Annotated in this window: 13 protein-coding genes and 1 tRNA gene; 10 read left to right on the forward strand and 4 right to left on the reverse strand. The window is 66.2% G+C overall.

What is annotated here, in order from left to right; translation table 11 throughout:
• Positions 1–14: 14 nt before the first annotated feature.
• Together AC3A3G_RS04215 and AC3A3G_RS04220 are read right to left on the reverse strand one after the other, a co-directional pair.
• Positions 15–2,111, reverse strand: a complete 2,097-nt coding sequence (locus tag AC3A3G_RS04215) for a S9 family peptidase (RefSeq protein WP_487487629.1) — start codon at positions 2,109–2,111, stop codon at positions 15–17.
• Positions 2,112–2,227: 116 nt separating this feature from the next.
• Positions 2,228–5,506 carry an autotransporter outer membrane beta-barrel domain-containing protein gene (locus tag AC3A3G_RS04220; protein WP_200165449.1) on the reverse strand — a complete coding sequence of 1,093 codons (3,279 nt, stop codon included), beginning with the start codon at positions 5,504–5,506 and terminating at the stop codon, positions 2,228–2,230.
• Positions 5,507–5,817: 311 nt separating this feature from the next.
• Here AC3A3G_RS04220 and AC3A3G_RS04225 point away from each other — a divergent pair, with 311 nt between their 5' ends.
• Positions 5,818–7,068, forward strand: a complete 1,251-nt coding sequence (locus AC3A3G_RS04225) for a glycosyltransferase (RefSeq protein WP_200215760.1) — start codon at positions 5,818–5,820, stop codon at positions 7,066–7,068.
• 151 nt (positions 7,069–7,219) lie between these two features.
• Here the strand turns inward: AC3A3G_RS04225 and AC3A3G_RS04230 are convergent.
• Together AC3A3G_RS04230 and AC3A3G_RS04235 are read right to left on the reverse strand one after the other, a co-directional pair.
• Positions 7,220–7,296, reverse strand: a tRNA-Asp gene (locus tag AC3A3G_RS04230).
• A 94-nt stretch (positions 7,297–7,390) separates the two neighbouring features.
• On the reverse strand, positions 7,391–9,007 hold the full coding sequence (locus AC3A3G_RS04235) for an AbgT family transporter (RefSeq protein ID WP_200215729.1): 1,617 nt from the start codon (positions 9,005–9,007) through the stop codon (positions 7,391–7,393).
• A 209-nt stretch (positions 9,008–9,216) separates the two neighbouring features.
• On the opposite strand from AC3A3G_RS04235, the gene AC3A3G_RS04240 reads away from it, so the two are divergent.
• The 9 genes from AC3A3G_RS04240 (at position 9,217) to nuoG (ending at position 16,850) form a co-directional block, all read left to right on the forward strand.
• Positions 9,217–9,594 carry an NADH-quinone oxidoreductase subunit A gene (locus AC3A3G_RS04240; RefSeq protein ID WP_003164585.1) on the forward strand — a complete coding sequence of 126 codons (378 nt, stop codon included), beginning with the start codon at positions 9,217–9,219 and terminating at the stop codon, positions 9,592–9,594.
• Positions 9,564–10,163 carry a NuoB/complex I 20 kDa subunit family protein gene (locus AC3A3G_RS04245; protein ID WP_200215727.1) on the forward strand — a complete coding sequence of 200 codons (600 nt, stop codon included), beginning with the start codon at positions 9,564–9,566 and terminating at the stop codon, positions 10,161–10,163. Before AC3A3G_RS04240 ends, AC3A3G_RS04245 begins: the two co-directional genes overlap by 31 nt.
• Positions 10,160–10,783, forward strand: coding sequence for an NADH-quinone oxidoreductase subunit C (locus AC3A3G_RS04250; RefSeq protein ID WP_200165445.1), 624 nt, complete (start codon positions 10,160–10,162; stop codon positions 10,781–10,783). Before AC3A3G_RS04245 ends, AC3A3G_RS04250 begins: the two co-directional genes overlap by 4 nt.
• Before the next feature lie 17 nt (positions 10,784–10,800).
• Positions 10,801–12,054 (forward strand): NADH-quinone oxidoreductase subunit D, encoded by a 1,254-nt coding sequence (locus AC3A3G_RS04255; protein ID WP_411914332.1) that lies wholly within the window; start codon positions 10,801–10,803, stop codon positions 12,052–12,054.
• The gene (nuoE, locus tag AC3A3G_RS04260) at positions 12,051–12,725 is read left to right on the forward strand and encodes an NADH-quinone oxidoreductase subunit NuoE (protein WP_200165443.1); all 675 of its coding nucleotides are present in this window, start codon (positions 12,051–12,053) and stop codon (positions 12,723–12,725) included. Before AC3A3G_RS04255 ends, nuoE begins: the two co-directional genes overlap by 4 nt.
• Positions 12,725–12,994 carry a DUF3611 family protein gene (locus AC3A3G_RS04265; protein ID WP_200165441.1) on the forward strand — a complete coding sequence of 90 codons (270 nt, stop codon included), beginning with the start codon at positions 12,725–12,727 and terminating at the stop codon, positions 12,992–12,994. Before nuoE ends, AC3A3G_RS04265 begins: the two co-directional genes overlap by 1 nt.
• Before the next feature lie 6 nt (positions 12,995–13,000).
• A complete protein-coding gene (gene nuoF / locus AC3A3G_RS04270) occupies positions 13,001–14,314 on the forward strand; it encodes an NADH-quinone oxidoreductase subunit NuoF (RefSeq protein WP_125900143.1) in 1,314 nt (437 codons plus the stop codon).
• Between the two features lie 110 nt (positions 14,315–14,424).
• Entirely contained in the window at positions 14,425–14,805 is a 381-nt protein-coding gene (locus AC3A3G_RS04275) for a hypothetical protein (RefSeq protein ID WP_487487630.1), read from the forward strand.
• On the forward strand, positions 14,805–16,850 hold the full coding sequence (gene nuoG, locus AC3A3G_RS04280; protein ID WP_125900144.1) for an NADH-quinone oxidoreductase subunit NuoG: 2,046 nt from the start codon (positions 14,805–14,807) through the stop codon (positions 16,848–16,850). The genes AC3A3G_RS04275 and nuoG overlap by 1 nt, the downstream gene beginning before the upstream one ends.
• Positions 16,851–16,852 lie beyond the last annotated feature (2 nt).

The raw sequence follows: 16,852 nt of genomic DNA on the forward strand, positions 1-16,852 counted from the left end.
CGCGGGGCCGGGTCTTATTGCGCCGGAGCGGCCGGGGCGCCGTCCTTGTAGCGCGCGAACCATTCGATCAAGGCGTTCATGCGGGCGGCGTTCTGGGACGGGCGGACGGCCAAGCTGTGGCCGACGCCGGGGATCTTCACCAGGGCTGTGGGCACGCCGCGCAGCTGCAGGGCGGTGTAGTACTGCTCCGACTCGCTGACGGGTGTGCGATAGTCCTCGTCGCCGACGACGACCATGGTGGGGGTCTTGACGTTGCCGACCAGCGACAGCGGCGACCGGCGCCAGTAGGCCTCCGGGTTCTCCCACGGATATTCGCCGAACCAGTAGCGGGCGAAGAAGGCCGGGTTGTCGGCCGTCAGCACGAAGCTGGCCCAGTCGATGACCGGCTTCTGGACGACGGCCGCCTTGAAGCGGTCGGTCTTGCCGACGATCCAGCTGGTCAGCACGCCGCCGCCCGAGCCGCCGGTGACGAACAGCTTGTTCGGGTCAGCGATCCCCTGAGCGATAATGGCGTCGACGCTGCTGATCAGGTCGTCATAGTCGTTCGACGGATAGTTGTGGTGGATCAGGTTGGCGAACTCGTCCCCATAGGAGGTCGAACCGCGCGGGTTGACCGACAGCACGGCATAGCCCGCGGCGGCGAACAACTGGTTGTCGGTGGCGAAGTGCGGGCCGTAGGCGGCGAACGGGCCGCCGTGGATCTCCAGCACCAGGGGATAGCGCTGGCCCTCGACATAGTCGGCCGGGAGAGTCAGCCAGCTTTCGACCGCGCGTTGATCGTGGGAGGAGGCGACCTGGATGCGGCGCACCTCGCCCAGGCGGCGGGCGCTGAGGAAGTCGGCGTTCAGGCGGGTCAGCTGGGTGCTGCGGCCGCCTTTCAGGACGTGAACGTCGGCCGGGCGGCTGGAGTCGCCGCGCGTATAGGCGATGGCGCCGTCGTCGGCCACGGTGAAGCCGCCGCCGGTATAGGGGCGGCCGAAGTCGTCGCCGGTCAGATCCTCGATCAGGGTTGTGACGGCGCCGTCCAGCGACACGCGGGCGACCTTGGTGCGGCCCTGATCGTCATAGGCGACGTAGACCGAGCGGCCGTCGCGGCTCCACACCGGAGACTGGACCGAGCGATCGAGGCTTTCGGTCAGGACGCGGCTGTTCGAGCCGTCGGCGTCCATCACATGGAGGCGGGTGTTGTGATAGCCCATCCGCTTGTCGTCATAGCCCAGGTAGGCGATGCGGCGGCCGTCGGGCGAGGCGACGGGGGCGTTGTCCGGCCCGGCGCGGCTGGTCAGGGCGGTCAGGCCGCCGGTCTGGACATCCAGGGCGAAGACTTCGCTGTCGGCGGCTTCGCGCTGCCAGTCGGGGCGACGGTTGGCGCTGAGGTAGAGGGTGCGGGAATCGGCCGACCAGGACAGGCCGCCGCCGTGGTGGAAGTCGCCGTGCGTCAGTTGGCGCGCACCGCCGCCCTGCGACCCGACGACGAAGACGTGGCGGAAGCCGGGCTTCAGATAGCCCTGGCCGTCGGAGCGGTAGGAGACGCTGTCGATGATCTCCAGCGGCGGCGCCCACTGGGCGCCCTCGGGCTTGGCCAGGGGCGATCCGATCTTGGGCTTCTCGCCGGGGACCAGGACGGAATAGGCCAACTGCTCGCCGTTGGGCGACCAGCTGACGCTGGACGGGGTGTTGGGCAGGTTGGTGACGCGGACCGATTCGCCCGACGCCATCCAGCGCACGAACAACTGCGGCGCGCCGCCCTCGGCGCTGGAGATGTAGGACAGGCGCGTACCATCCGGCGACCAGCGCGGCTGGCGGTGCGACCCGGCCGAGGCGATCAGGGGCGAATGGCGGCCGGTTTTCACGTCGATCAACCAGATGGTCGGGCGCATCCGGTCGGTCATGATGTCGGCCGTCTGGCGGACATAGGCGATCTGCCCCCCGTCCGGGCTGATCTGGGCGTCGGAGGCGACCTCCATGCCGAACAGATCTTGCGCGGTGAACAGGCCGCGGTCGGCGGTCGGCAGGCTGGGCGCGGCGGCCGTTTGGGCGGTGGTTTGCGCCATCGCGGGCGCGTGGGCGCTGAGGATCAGGGCGCAGGCCGCCCAGGCGAACTTGTTCATTTGAAACCCCCTCTGGTTGAGAGGGATCATAGAAAGGCCCGAGTGCGCCACAAGACATGGAAAGGGCCGCCGGAACGAATCCGGCGGCCCATTTTCATTCGGGTTCCGAAGAAAAGTCAGAACTTGAAGCTGGCCCGCAGCAACAGGGTGTAGCGGACGTAGTCTTCCAACAGCTCGGCGTCGCCGGTGATGGCCAGCATGCCCAGGTCGTTGCCGACATTCAGACGGAAGCCTAGGATCGGGCCGCCGCCCTCGATGCTGGCGGGATCCAGGGTGAAGGAGTCGCCGCCTGAGGCGAAGCGGGCGATGGTCTTGCCTGCATCGACAGAGAAGTTCTGGCGCCAGCCGACGCGCAGCTCCGGACGAATCCAGCCGTCTTTGCCGAATCCGTAGCCGATGTTGACGGCGGCCACGCCCGAGAACAGATGGCCGTCGCGCTCGTCGATCTTCAGGTCGAAACCGTCGCCGCCGCCTTCTTCGGTGCGAGCGTCTTCGCTCAGCGAGAAATACTCGACATAGACTTCGGGACGGACGTTCACCCGGCCGAAGTGGCGTTCGTACGAGGCGCCCCCGGCTGCGGCGAGGGTGAAGCCGTTCCAGTCGGATTCGTTCTTCAGGTTGACGCCGTCGGCGACCAGCTTGCGCGTGGCGCTGAAGGAAGCGTAACCGCCGGCGGCACGGGCCCATGTGGTCCAGTACTGACCCTGGGCGCGCCAGTAGAGACCGAGTTCCAGCAGATTGGCTGACAGCACTTCCTCAGCCGCCGATTCCGGGTCTTCCAGATCCGACGAGGTGAAGGCCGCCGTCAGACCGAAAGCGCCCATGTTGGTGCCGCGCTCGACGCCGCCCGCGAGGCCGAAGCCTTCCGAACGGAAGCCGTAGGTGTCGGTCTTGTCCTTGTCGGCGTAGAAGTTGATCTCCTGCACCCAGGCGCTGGTCTCGCCCGGCGCGGCGGCGGCGTTACGGCCGGTCAGGGCGCGGGTCACGGCGTCCACGCCGCTGGCCAGGGACAGCAGCGGGCCGCCCGAATGTTCGGGCAGCAATTGCTGGTAGATGTTGAAGAAGCCGTCGCGGTCCGTCTGGTTCAGCATGGCGGCGCGGATGACTTCATTGTCAGCCAGGCCAGCGTACAGAACGTCATAGGCCGATGCTTCGGCCTTGATCATGCCAGCCTCTTCGGCCGTGCGCTTGCGCGCATCGACGGTCAGCTTTCCTGCAGCCTCATCGACGTTCGCGCTGACGACGAAGGCGTAGGGCGAGTTGGACTGCAAGGCGGCCTGGTCGATGTCGCCGACGTTCAGGTCGCCGGCCTCGATAATGGTGAAGGAGGTCGGATCCTGGATCAGAGAGTTGAACCGCACGCCGAGACCGGCGCCGTCGGCCAGATCGGCCGAGCCGCTGACCTTGAAGCCGCCAGAAGCCTGGTTGGCGGGATCCAAGGTCACGATCAGATTGCCGTCAGCGCCGACGTTCAGGTCGCTGACTTGAAGTTGGCCCGTGTGGCGGGCGTCGAGCGTGCCCTTGGAGATATCAATGTCCAACTGGCCGTCGCCGTTGGACAGCTTGCCAGTCACGACGGCGCCGCCGCTGATCGACAGGCGGTCGGCGCCCGTACCGAAGGAGATGTCGCCGTTGATCGTACCGTTGCGGATGTCCAGCACGTCTGCGCCTGAGCCGAGGCGGATGTCGCCGATGATGGCTGGTTCGTTGGCGTCCGGAACACCGTCCTTGTCTGCGTCAGGCAGTTTGTGGTCCGGGATTACTGTCCCGTCCTGCACAAGGTTGACGCCGGTCATGTTGGCGCTGACGTCTACAGCGATGGCGGAGCCGGTACGCTCGACATCCTTTTCGGGCGTGATGGCGGCGACGATCCGACCGGTGTTGTTGATCGACGACAGCGTGCCCGACTCGTCGCGGATCGCCACGGCGTTGCCTTTGGAGCCGTTAACGCCGACGGCGAGGGTGCCCGAATTCGAGAGCGAAGCGACATTGGCGCCGCTTTGAATCAGAACGCCTGTAGCGGTGTCTGCGTCGGAACTGGTGACGGCGCTCTGAATGGCGCCCGTGTTGATGATCGTGGGAAGCGACGCGCCGCTGCCGACAAGCACTGTGCTGCTGTTGGCTGACAGGGCGGACGAGCCGATAGTTCCTTCGTTGCGGAAGCCGCCGGCGATGTTCACGGCTTGCCCCGTGCCGCCGATCTGCACGGCCTTGGCGTCCACGTCCTTATAGACCCCCGACGCCTCGATGGCGCCTCGGTTGATGAGGCCATAGGCGGAATTGCCCGTGCCGACTTCGCCGAGGGTGATGGCGCTGTCCGTGGATCCTACGAGGACGGCGGCCGCGCCGCCGAAGGAGCGGATGCTGGCCGTCGTTTCCTGGGCGTCCAGAATGCCGTCGCCGTCACGGTCGGTGTCTTCGCGATTCTTTTTGCCGTCGCCGTCGTCGTCCTCATCACCGTTCTTGACGCCGTCGCCGTCGTCATCGCCATCGATGCCGCCGGAGCCATACGAAGGTGCGGTGTCGAAGACGACGCCCTTGCCTACATCGCCTGCGATACGCACGGCGGGACCGCCCTGCAGCAGGTCGTCCGCGTCGAGGTTTTCGAGATAGGTCTGGCCTTCACGCGGCTCGCCTGTCGCCGGTTTCGAAGGCGGCGGGACGGTATAGCGATAGCCGGTAGCGGTTACGGCGCCTTGAATCTTGACCCCGCCGCCGACGGCTCCGTCGATAGCTACGCCGGTCGCATTCTCACCGACAGCACTGACCGCGCCCAGCAAGGTTACATCGCCGCTGACGTCCCCCGTGGTTCGCACGCCATAGGTATTGTTGCCGATGGCCGTGATCTGGCCCTGGCTTATGATGTTGCCGGTGAGGGGCGCTTCAACGGACAGGCCGTAGGAGTTGTTGCCCTCGACCCGGATGGAACCGGAATTCTCGATCGTGATGTTGCCGACGAGCGGCGACGAACCGGCGACTCGCACGCCGTAGCGACCAGTTCCATCCGCAAAGGGACCATCCAGGTCGCCGTCCTTGTCGTCGTCCTTATATTCCTCGATCGAGTCAGTGATGTTGATGGCGCCGCCGATGGTGACGTTGCCGGTGTTGCCGCCGTTGACCAGCACGCCCGTGGCGCCGTCGGCGGCTTTCAGCATGTCGATCTTGGAGCCGGCGTCGAGATCGACGCTGTTGCTCGAATCCAGCGTCACCGCCGCACCAGACGTTACCGTGATCGAGCCGCCGTTGGCGATCCGCACGTCGTCGCGCGCGCCATTGTTGGCGGTGGATGTGCTGATCGGCGTGGTGCGGCCGTTCGAGATGACCTGTTCGGCCTGAGCGCCGGCCGCAACCATCAGGGGAGCGATCGCTACAGCGGTCGCGAGCAGAATACGCATTCGTAGGAAACCCCTCGTGGTCGCACGCGCAAGGATTGAGGCGCCCCTCCTAACAGGGTCCGCACCCGCACGCCCCAAGTTTCTTGAATTTGGGGCGAATGCAAGGCCTGGCGTAGGGGGACGAAGCTGAACGCCAGATGAAAACACGGGTTTCACGCCAGTGAAAGCTGGACCTTTCGTGCTTCTCACTTGAGCGTTCTCGGCGACGAATGTAGGGCGGAAAATCTGCAGGGCGCTGATTTCCAACGTTCCGCATCCAAAGTCGGAGCCTTGGCGTTAGCGTGAAGAAGTTCAACGAAAAGGTTTCCGGCATGAGCGCCAGCCCCATCGACGTTCAGGAAAGCGAACTGCGCCTGTTTCCTGGCCTGGACGACGAAGTGGCGGCGACTCTCCGGGCGCTGAAGGCTTCTGCGGCTGGGGAGCGGCCGAGATTGGTGGACACCACCATGCTGTTTGCGCCCCGTTCGGGCGGGGTGAAACGTTATCTGTTGTCCAAGAAGGCCTGGCTCGCGGACCATCGTCCGGATGTGGCGCACAGCCTGGTGGTGCCCGGGGCGGGCTACAAGGCAAGCTTGGACGGAATCGTCCGGTTGCAGGCCGCTAAGCTGCCGTTCGGCGACGGCTATCGCTGGCCCAGTTCGGTGCGCCGCTGGGGCGCCTGGGTGTCGTCGCTCAACCCCACGCTGATCGAGGCGGGCGATCCCTATACGCCGGGCCAGGGCGCGCTGGAGGCGGGCCAGAGGGTCGGCTGCCCCGTCGTCGGCTTTTGCCACTCGGACCCAGCGGCGCTGGCGGCGCTGCATTTCGGTGAATGGGCCAAGAAGCCGGTCGAAAAGCGTTGGGCCAAGCTGTTCTCGCAATTCGATCGAGTCGTCTCGCCCAGCCGATTCATCGCCCAGCGCCTGGAAGAGGCGGGCGTGGGCGGCATTGTGATTCGTCCGCTCGGCGTCGAGGTCGACACCTTCCATCCGGATCGTCGGGATCGCGACTGGCTGTTGAAGAAGCTGGGTCTGGGCGCCGACGCCCGCCTGCTGTGCTTCGCCGGGCGTCCGGCCAAGGAAAAGAACGTCGGCGTCCTGATCGACGCGGTGCAGCGTCTGGGCGCGCCCTATCATCTGGTGCTGGTCGGCGCGGGGGCGGGGATGCCGCCCGAGGATCGGGTCATCTCCCTGCCGTATGAGAAGGATCCGCGCGCCGTGGCCCGCATCATCGCCAGCTGCGACGCCTTCGTGCACGCCAACGACAAGGAGCCGTTCGGCCTGATCGTGCTGGAGGCCATGGCCTGCGGCCGGGCCGTGGTGGGCGTCAACGCGGGCGGGGTGGCCGAGACGGTGGACGAGAGTGTGGGCCAACTGGCCGCCTCGGCCGATCCAATCGATTACGCCGAGGCGATCGAGGCCCTGTTCGCGCGTGACGTGGAGGCTCTGGGTCAGGCGGCGCGGGTCAAGGCGGTGGAACAGTTCGCCTGGAGCCGGGTGTTCGAGGATCTGACCATGCTCTACGGCGAACTGACCGGAAAGGCGGAGTTCGTGACGCCGCAAGAGGCGCTGCCGATCAACTAGCCGTCCTGTGAATCGCCCTCGGGCTTGTCCCGAGGGCTTAAGGCCGGACACGGCGGAACAGACGCGCGAAAGCGGCGTCTGCGATCAATCTCGATTTCATGGAAGAGAGAGGGGAGGGCGGCGCGCCACTCCCTCAGATCCCTGAGAGGAGTGGCGCGAGTGACGGGGCTCGAACCCGCGACCTCCGGCGTGACAGGCCGGCACTCTAACCAACTGAGCTACACCCGCGTTCCCATCCGAAGCGACTGTGCGCCCCGGCGAGGGGCGTCGTTTAGGCGGGGCCGCGTCGCACGTCAAGCGACGCGGCTGTGGATAAATCAAATCATCTTGCCGGGGGCGTAGCGGCGGCTTGCGGCGGGGCTGTGGGACCGGCGATCCCGCCGTCCGCAGGTAGTTGCGACGCCGTGGCGGGCGGCGGCGGTTCATAGTGCACGCCCACGCCCGGCCCCAGCGGCAGGTCCAGAGCCACCCAGGTCGCCACCATGATCAGACCGGCGACCAGGAAGGCTCCGGCGTAGGGCAGCATGGTCGCCATCAGCGAGCCCAAGCCGAACCTGGGATCCCAACGCTGGGCGAAGGTCAGGATCAGCGGGAAGTAGCTCATCAGCGGCGTGGCGATGTTGGTGACGGAATCGCCCATGCGATAGGCGGCGGTCGTCATCTCGGGGCTGATGCCCAGCAGCATGAACATGGGCACGACGATGGGGGCGAGCGCCGACCACTTGGCCGAGGCCGAGCCGATGAACAGGTCGAAGACGCAGGACACCAGCACCACCACGATCAGCAGCAGCGGCGTCGGCAGGGCCAGTTCACGCAGGGAGGCGGCGGCGTTGACCGCCAGGATCGGCCCCAGCCCCGACCAGTTGAACATGGCGACGAAGTGGGCGGCGAAGAAGGCCAGGACGATATAGGGGGCCAGTTGGCTTATCCCCTCGCGCATCATGCGGACCAGGTCGTGGTGGGTCTTGATCGAGCCGGAGCCTGCGCCGAAGGCCGCGCCCGCCATGAAGAAGGTCAGGGCGAAGAAGGCGACCAGAGAGCGATACAGCGGGTTGTAGCGTTGCGCCGGTTCGGCGTCGGCGTCGACGAAGGGCGAGCCGGGCAGGAAGGTCACGGTCGCCCAGACGGCGATCATGGCCAGGATGGTCAGGCCCGCCCAGGCCAGGCCGCGCTTTTCGGCGGCTGTGAGGGGCGTCTTCTCCTCGGCGGCGATCGGGGCGGCGTTATGCGGTACCCAGGGGCCCAGGCGCGGCTCGATCACCCGGTCGGTCAGGAACCAGACGATGGGGGTGAAGACGATCACCACTCCGACGATGAAGAACCAGTTGCCCGCGATGCTGACGGCGTAGGAGGGGTCGATCAGGTGGGCGGCGGGCTCGGTGATGCCCAGGATCAGGGCGTCGCTGGCGCCGGGGAACAGATTGCCCGCATAGCCGCCTGAGACAGCGGCGAAGCCGGCGGCCAGGCCGGCCAGGGGGTGACGGCCCGCCGCGGCGAAGATCACGGCCGCCAGCGGAATCACCACGACATAGGAGGCGTCCGAGGCGTGGTGGGACACCATGCCCGTCACCACCACGATCGGCGTCAGGATGAAGCGCGGCGCATTCAGCAGGGCGCCGCGGATGGCCGTCGAGAACAGGCCCGTCCGTTCGGCTACCGAGGCGCCGTAGATGATGGTGATGACGATCCCCAGCGGCGGGAAGTCGGCCAGGGTGCGCGGCATGCCGATGAACAGCCGTTCGAGGTTGGCGGGGGAAAGTAGGCTCTGCGCCTGCAGCACCTCTCCCGTCACCGGGTTGACCGCCGACCAGCCCAGCCCTGCGCCGACCAGACTGAGGGCCACAAGGCCAAGGATCAGCCATAGGAATAGGAAGACAGGATCTGGCAGCCGATTGCCGATGCGTTCGATGGAGTTCAGCAGGCGGGCGGCCAGGTTCATACGCAAGCTCTCGGCTATGTTGGAGGCGGTGACGCATTTCGCGGATCAACGGCATAAGAGGCAATCGCGCGGCCTGCGGCAAATCGCCCAAAAATCTGCGAACCGTTCGCAATAAAAAACCTTTGCCGACATGGGTTTGAACCCTGGCGAGGTTGGGTCTAAGAAGCCCCGAATCCGCCCCCTACCTCCCGGCGGGCGAGGCAGCTCGAATGAACGAATTTCTTCTAGAATATCTTCCGATCGTCGTTTTCCTGGGCATCGCCATCGTGCTCGGCGCCGGCTTCATGCTGGCGGCCTGGGTGCTGGCCCCCAAGAACCCCGATACCGAGAAGCTCTCGGCTTATGAGTGCGGCTTCAACGCCTTTGACGACGCGCGCATGAAGTTCGACGTGCGCTTCTATCTGGTGTCGATCCTCTTCATCATCTTCGACCTGGAAATCGCCTTCCTGTTCCCGTGGGCGGTGTCGATGTTCGACCTGTCGCACGGCGGCATGGTCTTCGCCTTCTGGTCGATGATGGTCTTCCTGGGCGTCCTGACGGTCGGCTTCATCTACGAATGGAAGAAGGGAGCCCTGGAATGGCAGTGATCGCCCCCTCCAGTCCTCTGGTCCCCGCGGGCTCGGCTTCGCGTTCGACCGTCGAGGGCTATGATCCCAAGATCCACGACAAGTTCTTCGAGTCCGTCAATACGGAGCTGGGCGAGCGCGGCTTCCTGACGACCTCGCTGGATGACGTCATCACCTGGGCCCGTACGGGCTCGCTGATGTGGATGTCGTTCGGTCTGGCCTGCTGCGCCGTCGAGATGATCCACCTGTCGATGCCGCGCTTCGACCTAGAGCGTTTCGGCACCGCGCCGCGCGGTTCGCCGCGCCAGTCGGACCTGATGATCGTCGCCGGGACGCTGACCAACAAGATGGCTCCGGCCCTGCGCAAGGTCTACGACCAGATGCCGGACCCGCGCTACGTCATCTCGATGGGCAGCTGCGCCAACGGCGGCGGCTACTATCACTACAGCTACAGCGTCGTGCGCGGCTGCGATCGCGTGGTGCCGGTGGACGTTTACGTTCCGGGCTGCCCGCCGACCGCCGAGGCCCTGCTGTACGGCATCCTGCAGCTGCAGAAGAAGATCCGCCGCACGGGGACCATCGAGCGATGAGCGAACTGGTGCGCGTTGCGGAGCGCGAATCCGCCCTGACGCCTTTGGGCACGGAAATGGTCGCGGCGCTGGGCGTCGAGGCCGTGGTGGCCTATGGCGAGCTGACCCTGATCGCCCCGCGCGAGAAGATCGTCGAGGTCATGACGGCCCTGCGCGATCAGTTCGGCTTCCAGCAGTGCATGGACGTCTGCGGCGCCGACTATCCCGACCGCGCCGAGCGGTTCGAGGTCGTCTATCACCTGCTGTCGCTGACGCGCGCCGCGCGTGTTCGCGTCAAGGTGTCGACCGATGAGGTCAAGCCGGTCCCCAGCGTGTCGTCGGTCTATCCGTCGGCCGGCTGGTTCGAGCGTGAAGCCTTCGACATGTACGGCATGATCTTCTCGGATCACCCGGACATGCGCCGTATCCTGACCGACTACGGCTTCCAGGGGCACCCGCTGCGCAAGGACTTCCCGATGACGGGCTACGTCGAGGTGCGCTACGACGAAGTGCAGAAGCGCGTGGTCTATGAGCCGGTGAAACTGACGCAGGAATTCCGCAACTTCGACTTCCTGTCTCCGTGGGAAGGCGCCGACTATCCGACCGTCCTGCCGGGCGATGAAAAGGCGGGAGCGCAGTAATGGCCGACGTCAAGAACATGCCCGCGCCGCTCGGCGCCGCCATCGACCCGTTCGAGGACTATGAAGACGGCCTGACCCCGCACGCGCGGGCGATGGACGACCGCAAGTTCACCATCAATTTCGGCCCGCAGCACCCGGCCGCGCACGGCGTGCTGCGTCTGGTGCTGGAGCTGGACGGCGAACTGGTCACGCGCGTTGATCCGCACATCGGCCTGCTGCACCGCGGCACCGAGAAGCTGATGGAGGCGCGCACCTACCTCCAGAACATCCCCTACCTGGACCGGCTGGACTACGTCTCGCCGATGAACCAGGAGCACGCCTTCTGCCTCGCCATCGAGCGGTTGCTGGGTCTGGACGTGCCGTATCGCGGCCAGCTGATCCGGGTTCTGTACTCGGAGATGGGCCGTATCCTGAACCACCTTCTGAACGCGACCATGCAGGCCATGGACGTGGGCGCCCTGACCCCGCCGCTGTGGGGCCACGAAGAGCGCGAGAAGCTGATGGTGTTCTACGAGCGGGCTTGCGGTGCGCGCTTGCACGCCAACTACTTCCGTCCGGGCGGCGTCCACCAGGATCTGACGCCCGAGCTGATCGACGACATCGGCCGTTGGTGCGCCGAGTTCCCGGCCAAGCTGGCGGACATCGAAAGCCTGGTCACCGAGAACCGCATCTTCAAGCAGCGGAACGTCGACATCGGCGTGGTGTCCAAGGAAAACGCCATGGCCTGGGGCTTCTCGGGCGTCATGCTGCGCGGCTCGGACATCGCCTGGGATCTTCGCAAGGCCCAGCCGTACGACTGCTACGCCGACATGGAGTTCGACATCGTCGTCGGCAAGAACGGCGACTGCTGGGACCGCTACCTGGTCCGCGTCGAAGAGATGCGTCAGTCGGTCCGCATCATGGAGCAGTGCATCCACAAGCTGCGCAACTCCCCCGGCGAGCCGGTCCTGACCGAGGACCACAAGATTGCTCCGCCGCGTCGCGGTGAGATGAAGCGTTCGATGGAAGCGCTGATCCACCACTTCAAGCTCTACACCGAAGGCTTCCGCACCCCGGAAGGCGAGGTCTATGCGGCCGTCGAAGCGCCCAAGGGCGAGTTCGGCGTCTATCTGGTGTCGGACGGCACCAACAAACCCTACCGCGTCAAGCTGTCGGCGCCCGGCTTCCGTCACCTGCAGGCGATGGACTGGATGAACCGCGGCCACATGCTGGCGGACGTGTCCGCCATCCTCGGCTCGCTCGACATGGTGTTCGGAGAAGTGGACCGATGAGCGTTCGTCGTCTGGCCAAGGAGCAACCCGCCTCTTTCGAGTTCTCGAAAGAGACGATGGACAAGGCTCAGTGGTGGATCAAGAAATACCCGGAATCGCGTCGCCAGTCGGCGGTGATCCCGGTGCTGTGGCTGGTCCAGAAGCAGGAAGGCTGGGTGTCCGAGCCCTCGCTGCGCGCTGTCGGCGAGCTGTTGGGCATGGCCTATATCCGGGTGCTGGAGGTCGCGACCTTCTACACCATGTTCCAGCTGACGCCGGTCGGTACGGCCGCCCTGATCCAGGTGTGCGGCACGACGCAGTGCATGCTGCGTGGCTCCAACGACCTGATGCGCGTCTGCCGCGAGAAGATCGGCCCCAAGGACGAGTTGTCCGCCGACGGCCGCTTCACCTGGCAGGAGATCGAGTGCATCGGCGCCTGCTCGAACGCGCCGGTGGCCCAGATCAACGACCTCTATTACGAAGACCTGACGCCCGAGAACATGGCGCAGATCATCGACGACTTCGCCGCCGGCAAGACGCCGAAGGCGGGCAGCTATGTCGGCCGTCACACGTCGGAGCCTGAAGGCGGCGCGCGGACGCTGACCGATCCGTCGCTGTACGACGGCTCGGCCGCCAAGAAGATCAAGAAGCTGCCGAACTCGGAGCCTGTCGCTGAAAAGGCTCCGGCCTGATGGCGCGGCCGGACCTCGAAACAGAAACGGGCAGGGCGGCCTATCGGGCCGAGCTACGTCGCGTCGGCTGGCGTCCGCGCTGGGCGGGGCTGGCCTGTATCGTGGTCGCGGCCGCTCTGGTGATATTCGCGCGCGAAGGCCGTTTCGGCCTGACTGAAAACGCCGCGGTGGCGGCCTATGGCCTGTTGGCCGTCGGATGGGTGCTGGTGATCTACGCCGTCTTCCAGCGCACCCGCCACCACAAGCGCCGCATGGCGGAAGGACTTTAAGGGATCATGGTCGGCATCCTCCAAGACAAGGATCGGATCTTCACCAACCTCTACGGTCTCCAGGACTGGGGCCTTGAGGGGGCGAAGCAGCGCGGCGCGTGGAACGCCACCAAGGACATGCTGGACCTTGGCCGCGACTGGATCATCACCAACGTCAAGAACTCGGGCCTGCGCGGACGCGGCGGCGCCGGTTTCTCGACCGGCCTGAAGTGGTCCTTCATGCCCAAGGAAGTGAAGGATCGCCCTCACTACCTGGTCATCAACGCCGATGAGTCCGAGCCCGCGACGTGTAAAGACCGCGAGATCATGCGTCATGATCCGCAACTGCTGATCGAAGGCGCGATGATCGCCTCCTTCGCGATGCAGGCCCACGCCTGCTACATCTACCTGCGCGGCGAATACATCCTTGAGCGCGAGCGCATGGAAGCCGCCGTCAAGCAGGCCTATGAGGCCAAGCTGATCGGCAAGAACAACGTCCACGGCTGGGACTTCGACGTCTATATCCACCACGGCGCCGGCGCCTATATCTGCGGCGAAGAGACGGCCCTGCTGGAAAGCCTGGAAGGCAAGAAGGGCCAGCCGCGCCTGAAGCCGCCGTTCCCGGCGGGCGCCGGTCTGTACGGCTGCCCGACGACCGTGAACAACGTGGAATCGATCGCCGTGGTCGGCACCATCCTGCGCCGTGGCGCAGACTGGTTCGCCGGCTTCGGTCGCCCGAACAACACCGGCACCAAGCTGATGTCCCTGTCGGGTCACGTGAACACGCCCTGCGTGGTCGAAGAGGCCATGTCGATCCCGCTGCGCCAGTTGATCGAGGATCACGGCGGCGGCGTGCGCGGCGGTTGGGGCAACCTGAAAGCCATCATTCCGGGCGGCGCGTCCTGCCCGGTCATCACGCGCGAGCAGGCTGAAGTCGCGCTGATGGACTTCGACTCCATGCGCGAAATGCGTTCGTCGCTGGGTACGGCCGGCGTGACCGTCATGGACGAGTCCACCGACATCGTGAAGGCGATCGCCCGCATCAGCTACTTCTTCAAGCACGAGAGCTGCGGCCAGTGCACGCCGTGCCGTGAAGGCACCGGCTGGATGTGGCGCGTGCTGGAGCGCATGGCCATCGGCGACGCCGACCCGTCCGAGATCGACCTGCTGCTCGACGTGGCCGGTCAGGTCGAAGGCCACACCATCTGCGCCCTCGGCGACGCCGCCGCCTGGCCCGTTCAGGGCCTGATCCGGCACTTCCGTCATGAGATCGAAGAGCGCATCCACACCTACCGCAGCCGCCGCGCGAACTTCGCCGGCCACGCGATCGCGGCGGAGTAGGGCTATGCGATCTCCGATGCTTCTGCTGACGACGACGGTGCTGATGGGCCCTTCGGCCTGCACCCAGTCGGGCGCCATCTCCACCATCGAATGGGCGCAGGACTGACCGCATGAAACGCGCAGCTCCAGTGCTTCTTTGCCTGATCGCTCTCGCCGCCTGCGGCGAGCGGGCAGACACGCGCGAACCGTATGTGCTGCCATCCGAGGTGGGGGACGCCTTCATCCGGGGGGCGGCGGCGCCGTCCGCGCCGCTCGAGGGCGAACAGGCTTGCCGCCAAGCGGTGCTGACGCTGTATGGCCAAGGCGACGATGCCGTGACGTTCGACGCGGCGGCCTCCACCGTGTCGTGGCGCGCGCCGGTCGATGGCGGCCGTGTCACCTTCAACTGTTCGGTCAAGGATTCCACGGTGTCGCTGTCGCGCGACGGCCAGACCCAGACCGTTTCTCTTTCGTCCGAGGCGGGTCAAGCCGCCGAGAGTGAGGCCCGCTGATGCCCATCGCCAAAGTCAACGGCGTTGAAGTCGAGTTCGAACCGGGCATGACCGTGCTGCAGGTCGCCGAGCGCGCCGGGCAGGAAATCCCGCGCTTCTGCTACCACGAGCGCCTGTCCATCGCCGGCAACTGCCGCATGTGCCTGGTCGAGGTGAAGCCCGGACCGCCGAAGCCGCAGGCTTCGTGCGCGCTGCCGGCCGCCGACGGTCAGGAAATCTTTACTGACACGCCGATGGTCAAGAAGGCCCGCGAAGGGGTGATGGAGTTCCTGCTCATCAACCACCCGCTGGACTGCCCGATCTGCGACCAGGGCGGCGAATGCGACCTGCAGGATCAGGCGGTCGGCTACGGCCGCGATGGTTCGCGCTACGGCGAGAACAAGCGCGCGGTTGAAGAAAAGAACATGGGCCCGACGGTCAAGACGTTCATGACGCGCTGCATCCAGTGCACCCGTTGCGTCCGCTTCATCACCGAAGTGGCGGGCGTGCCGGACATCGGCATGATCTCGCGCGGCGAAAGCGCCGAGATCACGACCTATCTGGAAAAGAACATCGACAGCGAACTGTCGGGCAACGTCAACGACCTGTGCCCGGTGGGCGCCCTGACGCACCGCCCGTGGCAGTATCACTACCGCCCGTGGGAGCTGAAGAAGACCGAGACCATCGACGTGATGGATGCGCTCGGTTCGAACATCCGCGCCGACTCCCGCGGCGCCGAGGTCATGCGCGTGCTGCCGCGCGTGAACGAGGGCATCAACGAGGAATGGCTGTCGGACAAGAGCCGCTACGCCGTCGACGGCCTGCAGGCGCGTCGCCTAGACCGTCCGTGGGTGCGTGAGAACGGCAAGCTGCGTCCGGCGTCGTGGGACGAGGCGCTGACCGCCGTCGCCGACAAGCTGAAGGCGGCCCCGGCCGACCGTATCGGCGCCATCGCCGGCGACCTGCAGGACGCCGAGTCGATGAAGGCTCTGCTGGATCTGTTCCGTTCGCTGGGTTCGGCCAACACGGACTGCCGTCAGGACGGCGCAGCGCTGGGCGGCGAGGCTCGCGAGGGCTGGTTGTTCAACTCTGGCCTGCAAGGCATTGAAAACGCTGACGCCATCCTGATCGTCGGCGCCAATCCGCGCACGGAAGCGCCGCTGCTGAACGCGCGCATCCGCAAGACCTGGCTGAAGGGCGGCGTCGAGGTCGGCGTCATCGGGCCGCAAGCCGATCTGACCTATGGCTACGCCTGGCTGGGCGCCGGTTCGAAGACCCTGGGCAAGCTGCCCAAGGCCGCGACCGACTTCCTGACCAAGGCCGAACGTCCCGCCATCATCATCGGCGCGGGCGCCCTGACCGGCGAGACCGGCCCGTCCGTGCTGAACGCCCTGGGCGCGCTGGCCAAGAAGGTCGGCGTGGTCAAGGACGGCTGGAACGGCTTCAACGTCCTGCACAGCGCCGCCGCGCGCGTCGGCGGTCTGGACATGGGCTTCCTGCCGGGCGAGGGCGGTCTGGATGTCGCCGCTATGCTGAAGCCGGGCGCGCTGGACGTGCTGTTCCTGCTGGGCGCCGATGAGGTGAACGCGGACGCATCGGGCGCCTTCCGCGTCTATCTGGGCTCGCACGGCGATCGCGGCGCGCACGGCGCGGACGTGATCCTGCCGGGCGCGGCCTACACCGAGAAGTCGGGCCTGTACGTCAACACCGAAGGCCGGGTGCAGATGGCCGAGCGCGTGGTCTTCCCGAAGGGCGAAGCCAAGGACGACTGGGCCATCATCCGCGCCCTGTCCGAGCGCGTCGGCCACAAGCTGCCGTTCGACACGCTTGAGCAACTGCGCGCCAAGCTGATGGGCGACCATCCGACCTTCGGCCGCATCGACTATCTGGCCCCGGCCGCGACGTTCGACGTCGCCAAGCTGGGCGCCAAGGGAGACCTGGGCGACGTCGCCTTCGTCTCCGTCATCGCCGATCCCTATCTGACCAACCCGATCGCGCGCGCCAGTGAAACCATGGCCCAACTGTCCGCTGAGCGGACGGCGCCGGTCGCCCTGGCGGCGGAGTAAAT

It is taken from the genome of Brevundimonas sp. Soil_N_31 (assembly GCF_057655995.1).

What these genes read in the sequence shown, in the direction of transcription:
- nuoG (WP_125900144.1), top strand. Translation starts at nt 14,805, where the DNA reads ATGCCCATCGCCAAAGTCAACGGCGTTGAAGTCGAGTTCGAACCGGGC.
- AC3A3G_RS04215 (WP_487487629.1), bottom strand. Translation starts at nt 2,111, where the DNA reads ATGAACAAGTTCGCCTGGGCGGCCTGCGCCCTGATCCTCAGCGCCCAC.
- AC3A3G_RS04255 (WP_411914332.1), top strand. Translation starts at nt 10,801, where the DNA reads ATGCCCGCGCCGCTCGGCGCCGCCATCGACCCGTTCGAGGACTATGAA.
- AC3A3G_RS04275 (WP_487487630.1), top strand. Translation starts at nt 14,425, where the DNA reads ATGAAACGCGCAGCTCCAGTGCTTCTTTGCCTGATCGCTCTCGCCGCC.
- AC3A3G_RS04265 (WP_200165441.1), top strand. Translation starts at nt 12,725, where the DNA reads ATGGCGCGGCCGGACCTCGAAACAGAAACGGGCAGGGCGGCCTATCGG.
- nuoE (WP_200165443.1), top strand. Translation starts at nt 12,051, where the DNA reads ATGAGCGTTCGTCGTCTGGCCAAGGAGCAACCCGCCTCTTTCGAGTTC.
- AC3A3G_RS04220 (WP_200165449.1), bottom strand. Translation starts at nt 5,506, where the DNA reads ATGCGTATTCTGCTCGCGACCGCTGTAGCGATCGCTCCCCTGATGGTT.
- AC3A3G_RS04235 (WP_200215729.1), bottom strand. Translation starts at nt 9,007, where the DNA reads ATGAACCTGGCCGCCCGCCTGCTGAACTCCATCGAACGCATCGGCAAT.
- AC3A3G_RS04225 (WP_200215760.1), top strand. Translation starts at nt 5,818, where the DNA reads ATGAGCGCCAGCCCCATCGACGTTCAGGAAAGCGAACTGCGCCTGTTT.
- AC3A3G_RS04245 (WP_200215727.1), top strand. Translation starts at nt 9,564, where the DNA reads ATGGAAGAAGGGAGCCCTGGAATGGCAGTGATCGCCCCCTCCAGTCCT.
- nuoF (WP_125900143.1), top strand. Translation starts at nt 13,001, where the DNA reads ATGGTCGGCATCCTCCAAGACAAGGATCGGATCTTCACCAACCTCTAC.
- AC3A3G_RS04250 (WP_200165445.1), top strand. Translation starts at nt 10,160, where the DNA reads ATGAGCGAACTGGTGCGCGTTGCGGAGCGCGAATCCGCCCTGACGCCT.
- AC3A3G_RS04240 (WP_003164585.1), top strand. Translation starts at nt 9,217, where the DNA reads ATGAACGAATTTCTTCTAGAATATCTTCCGATCGTCGTTTTCCTGGGC.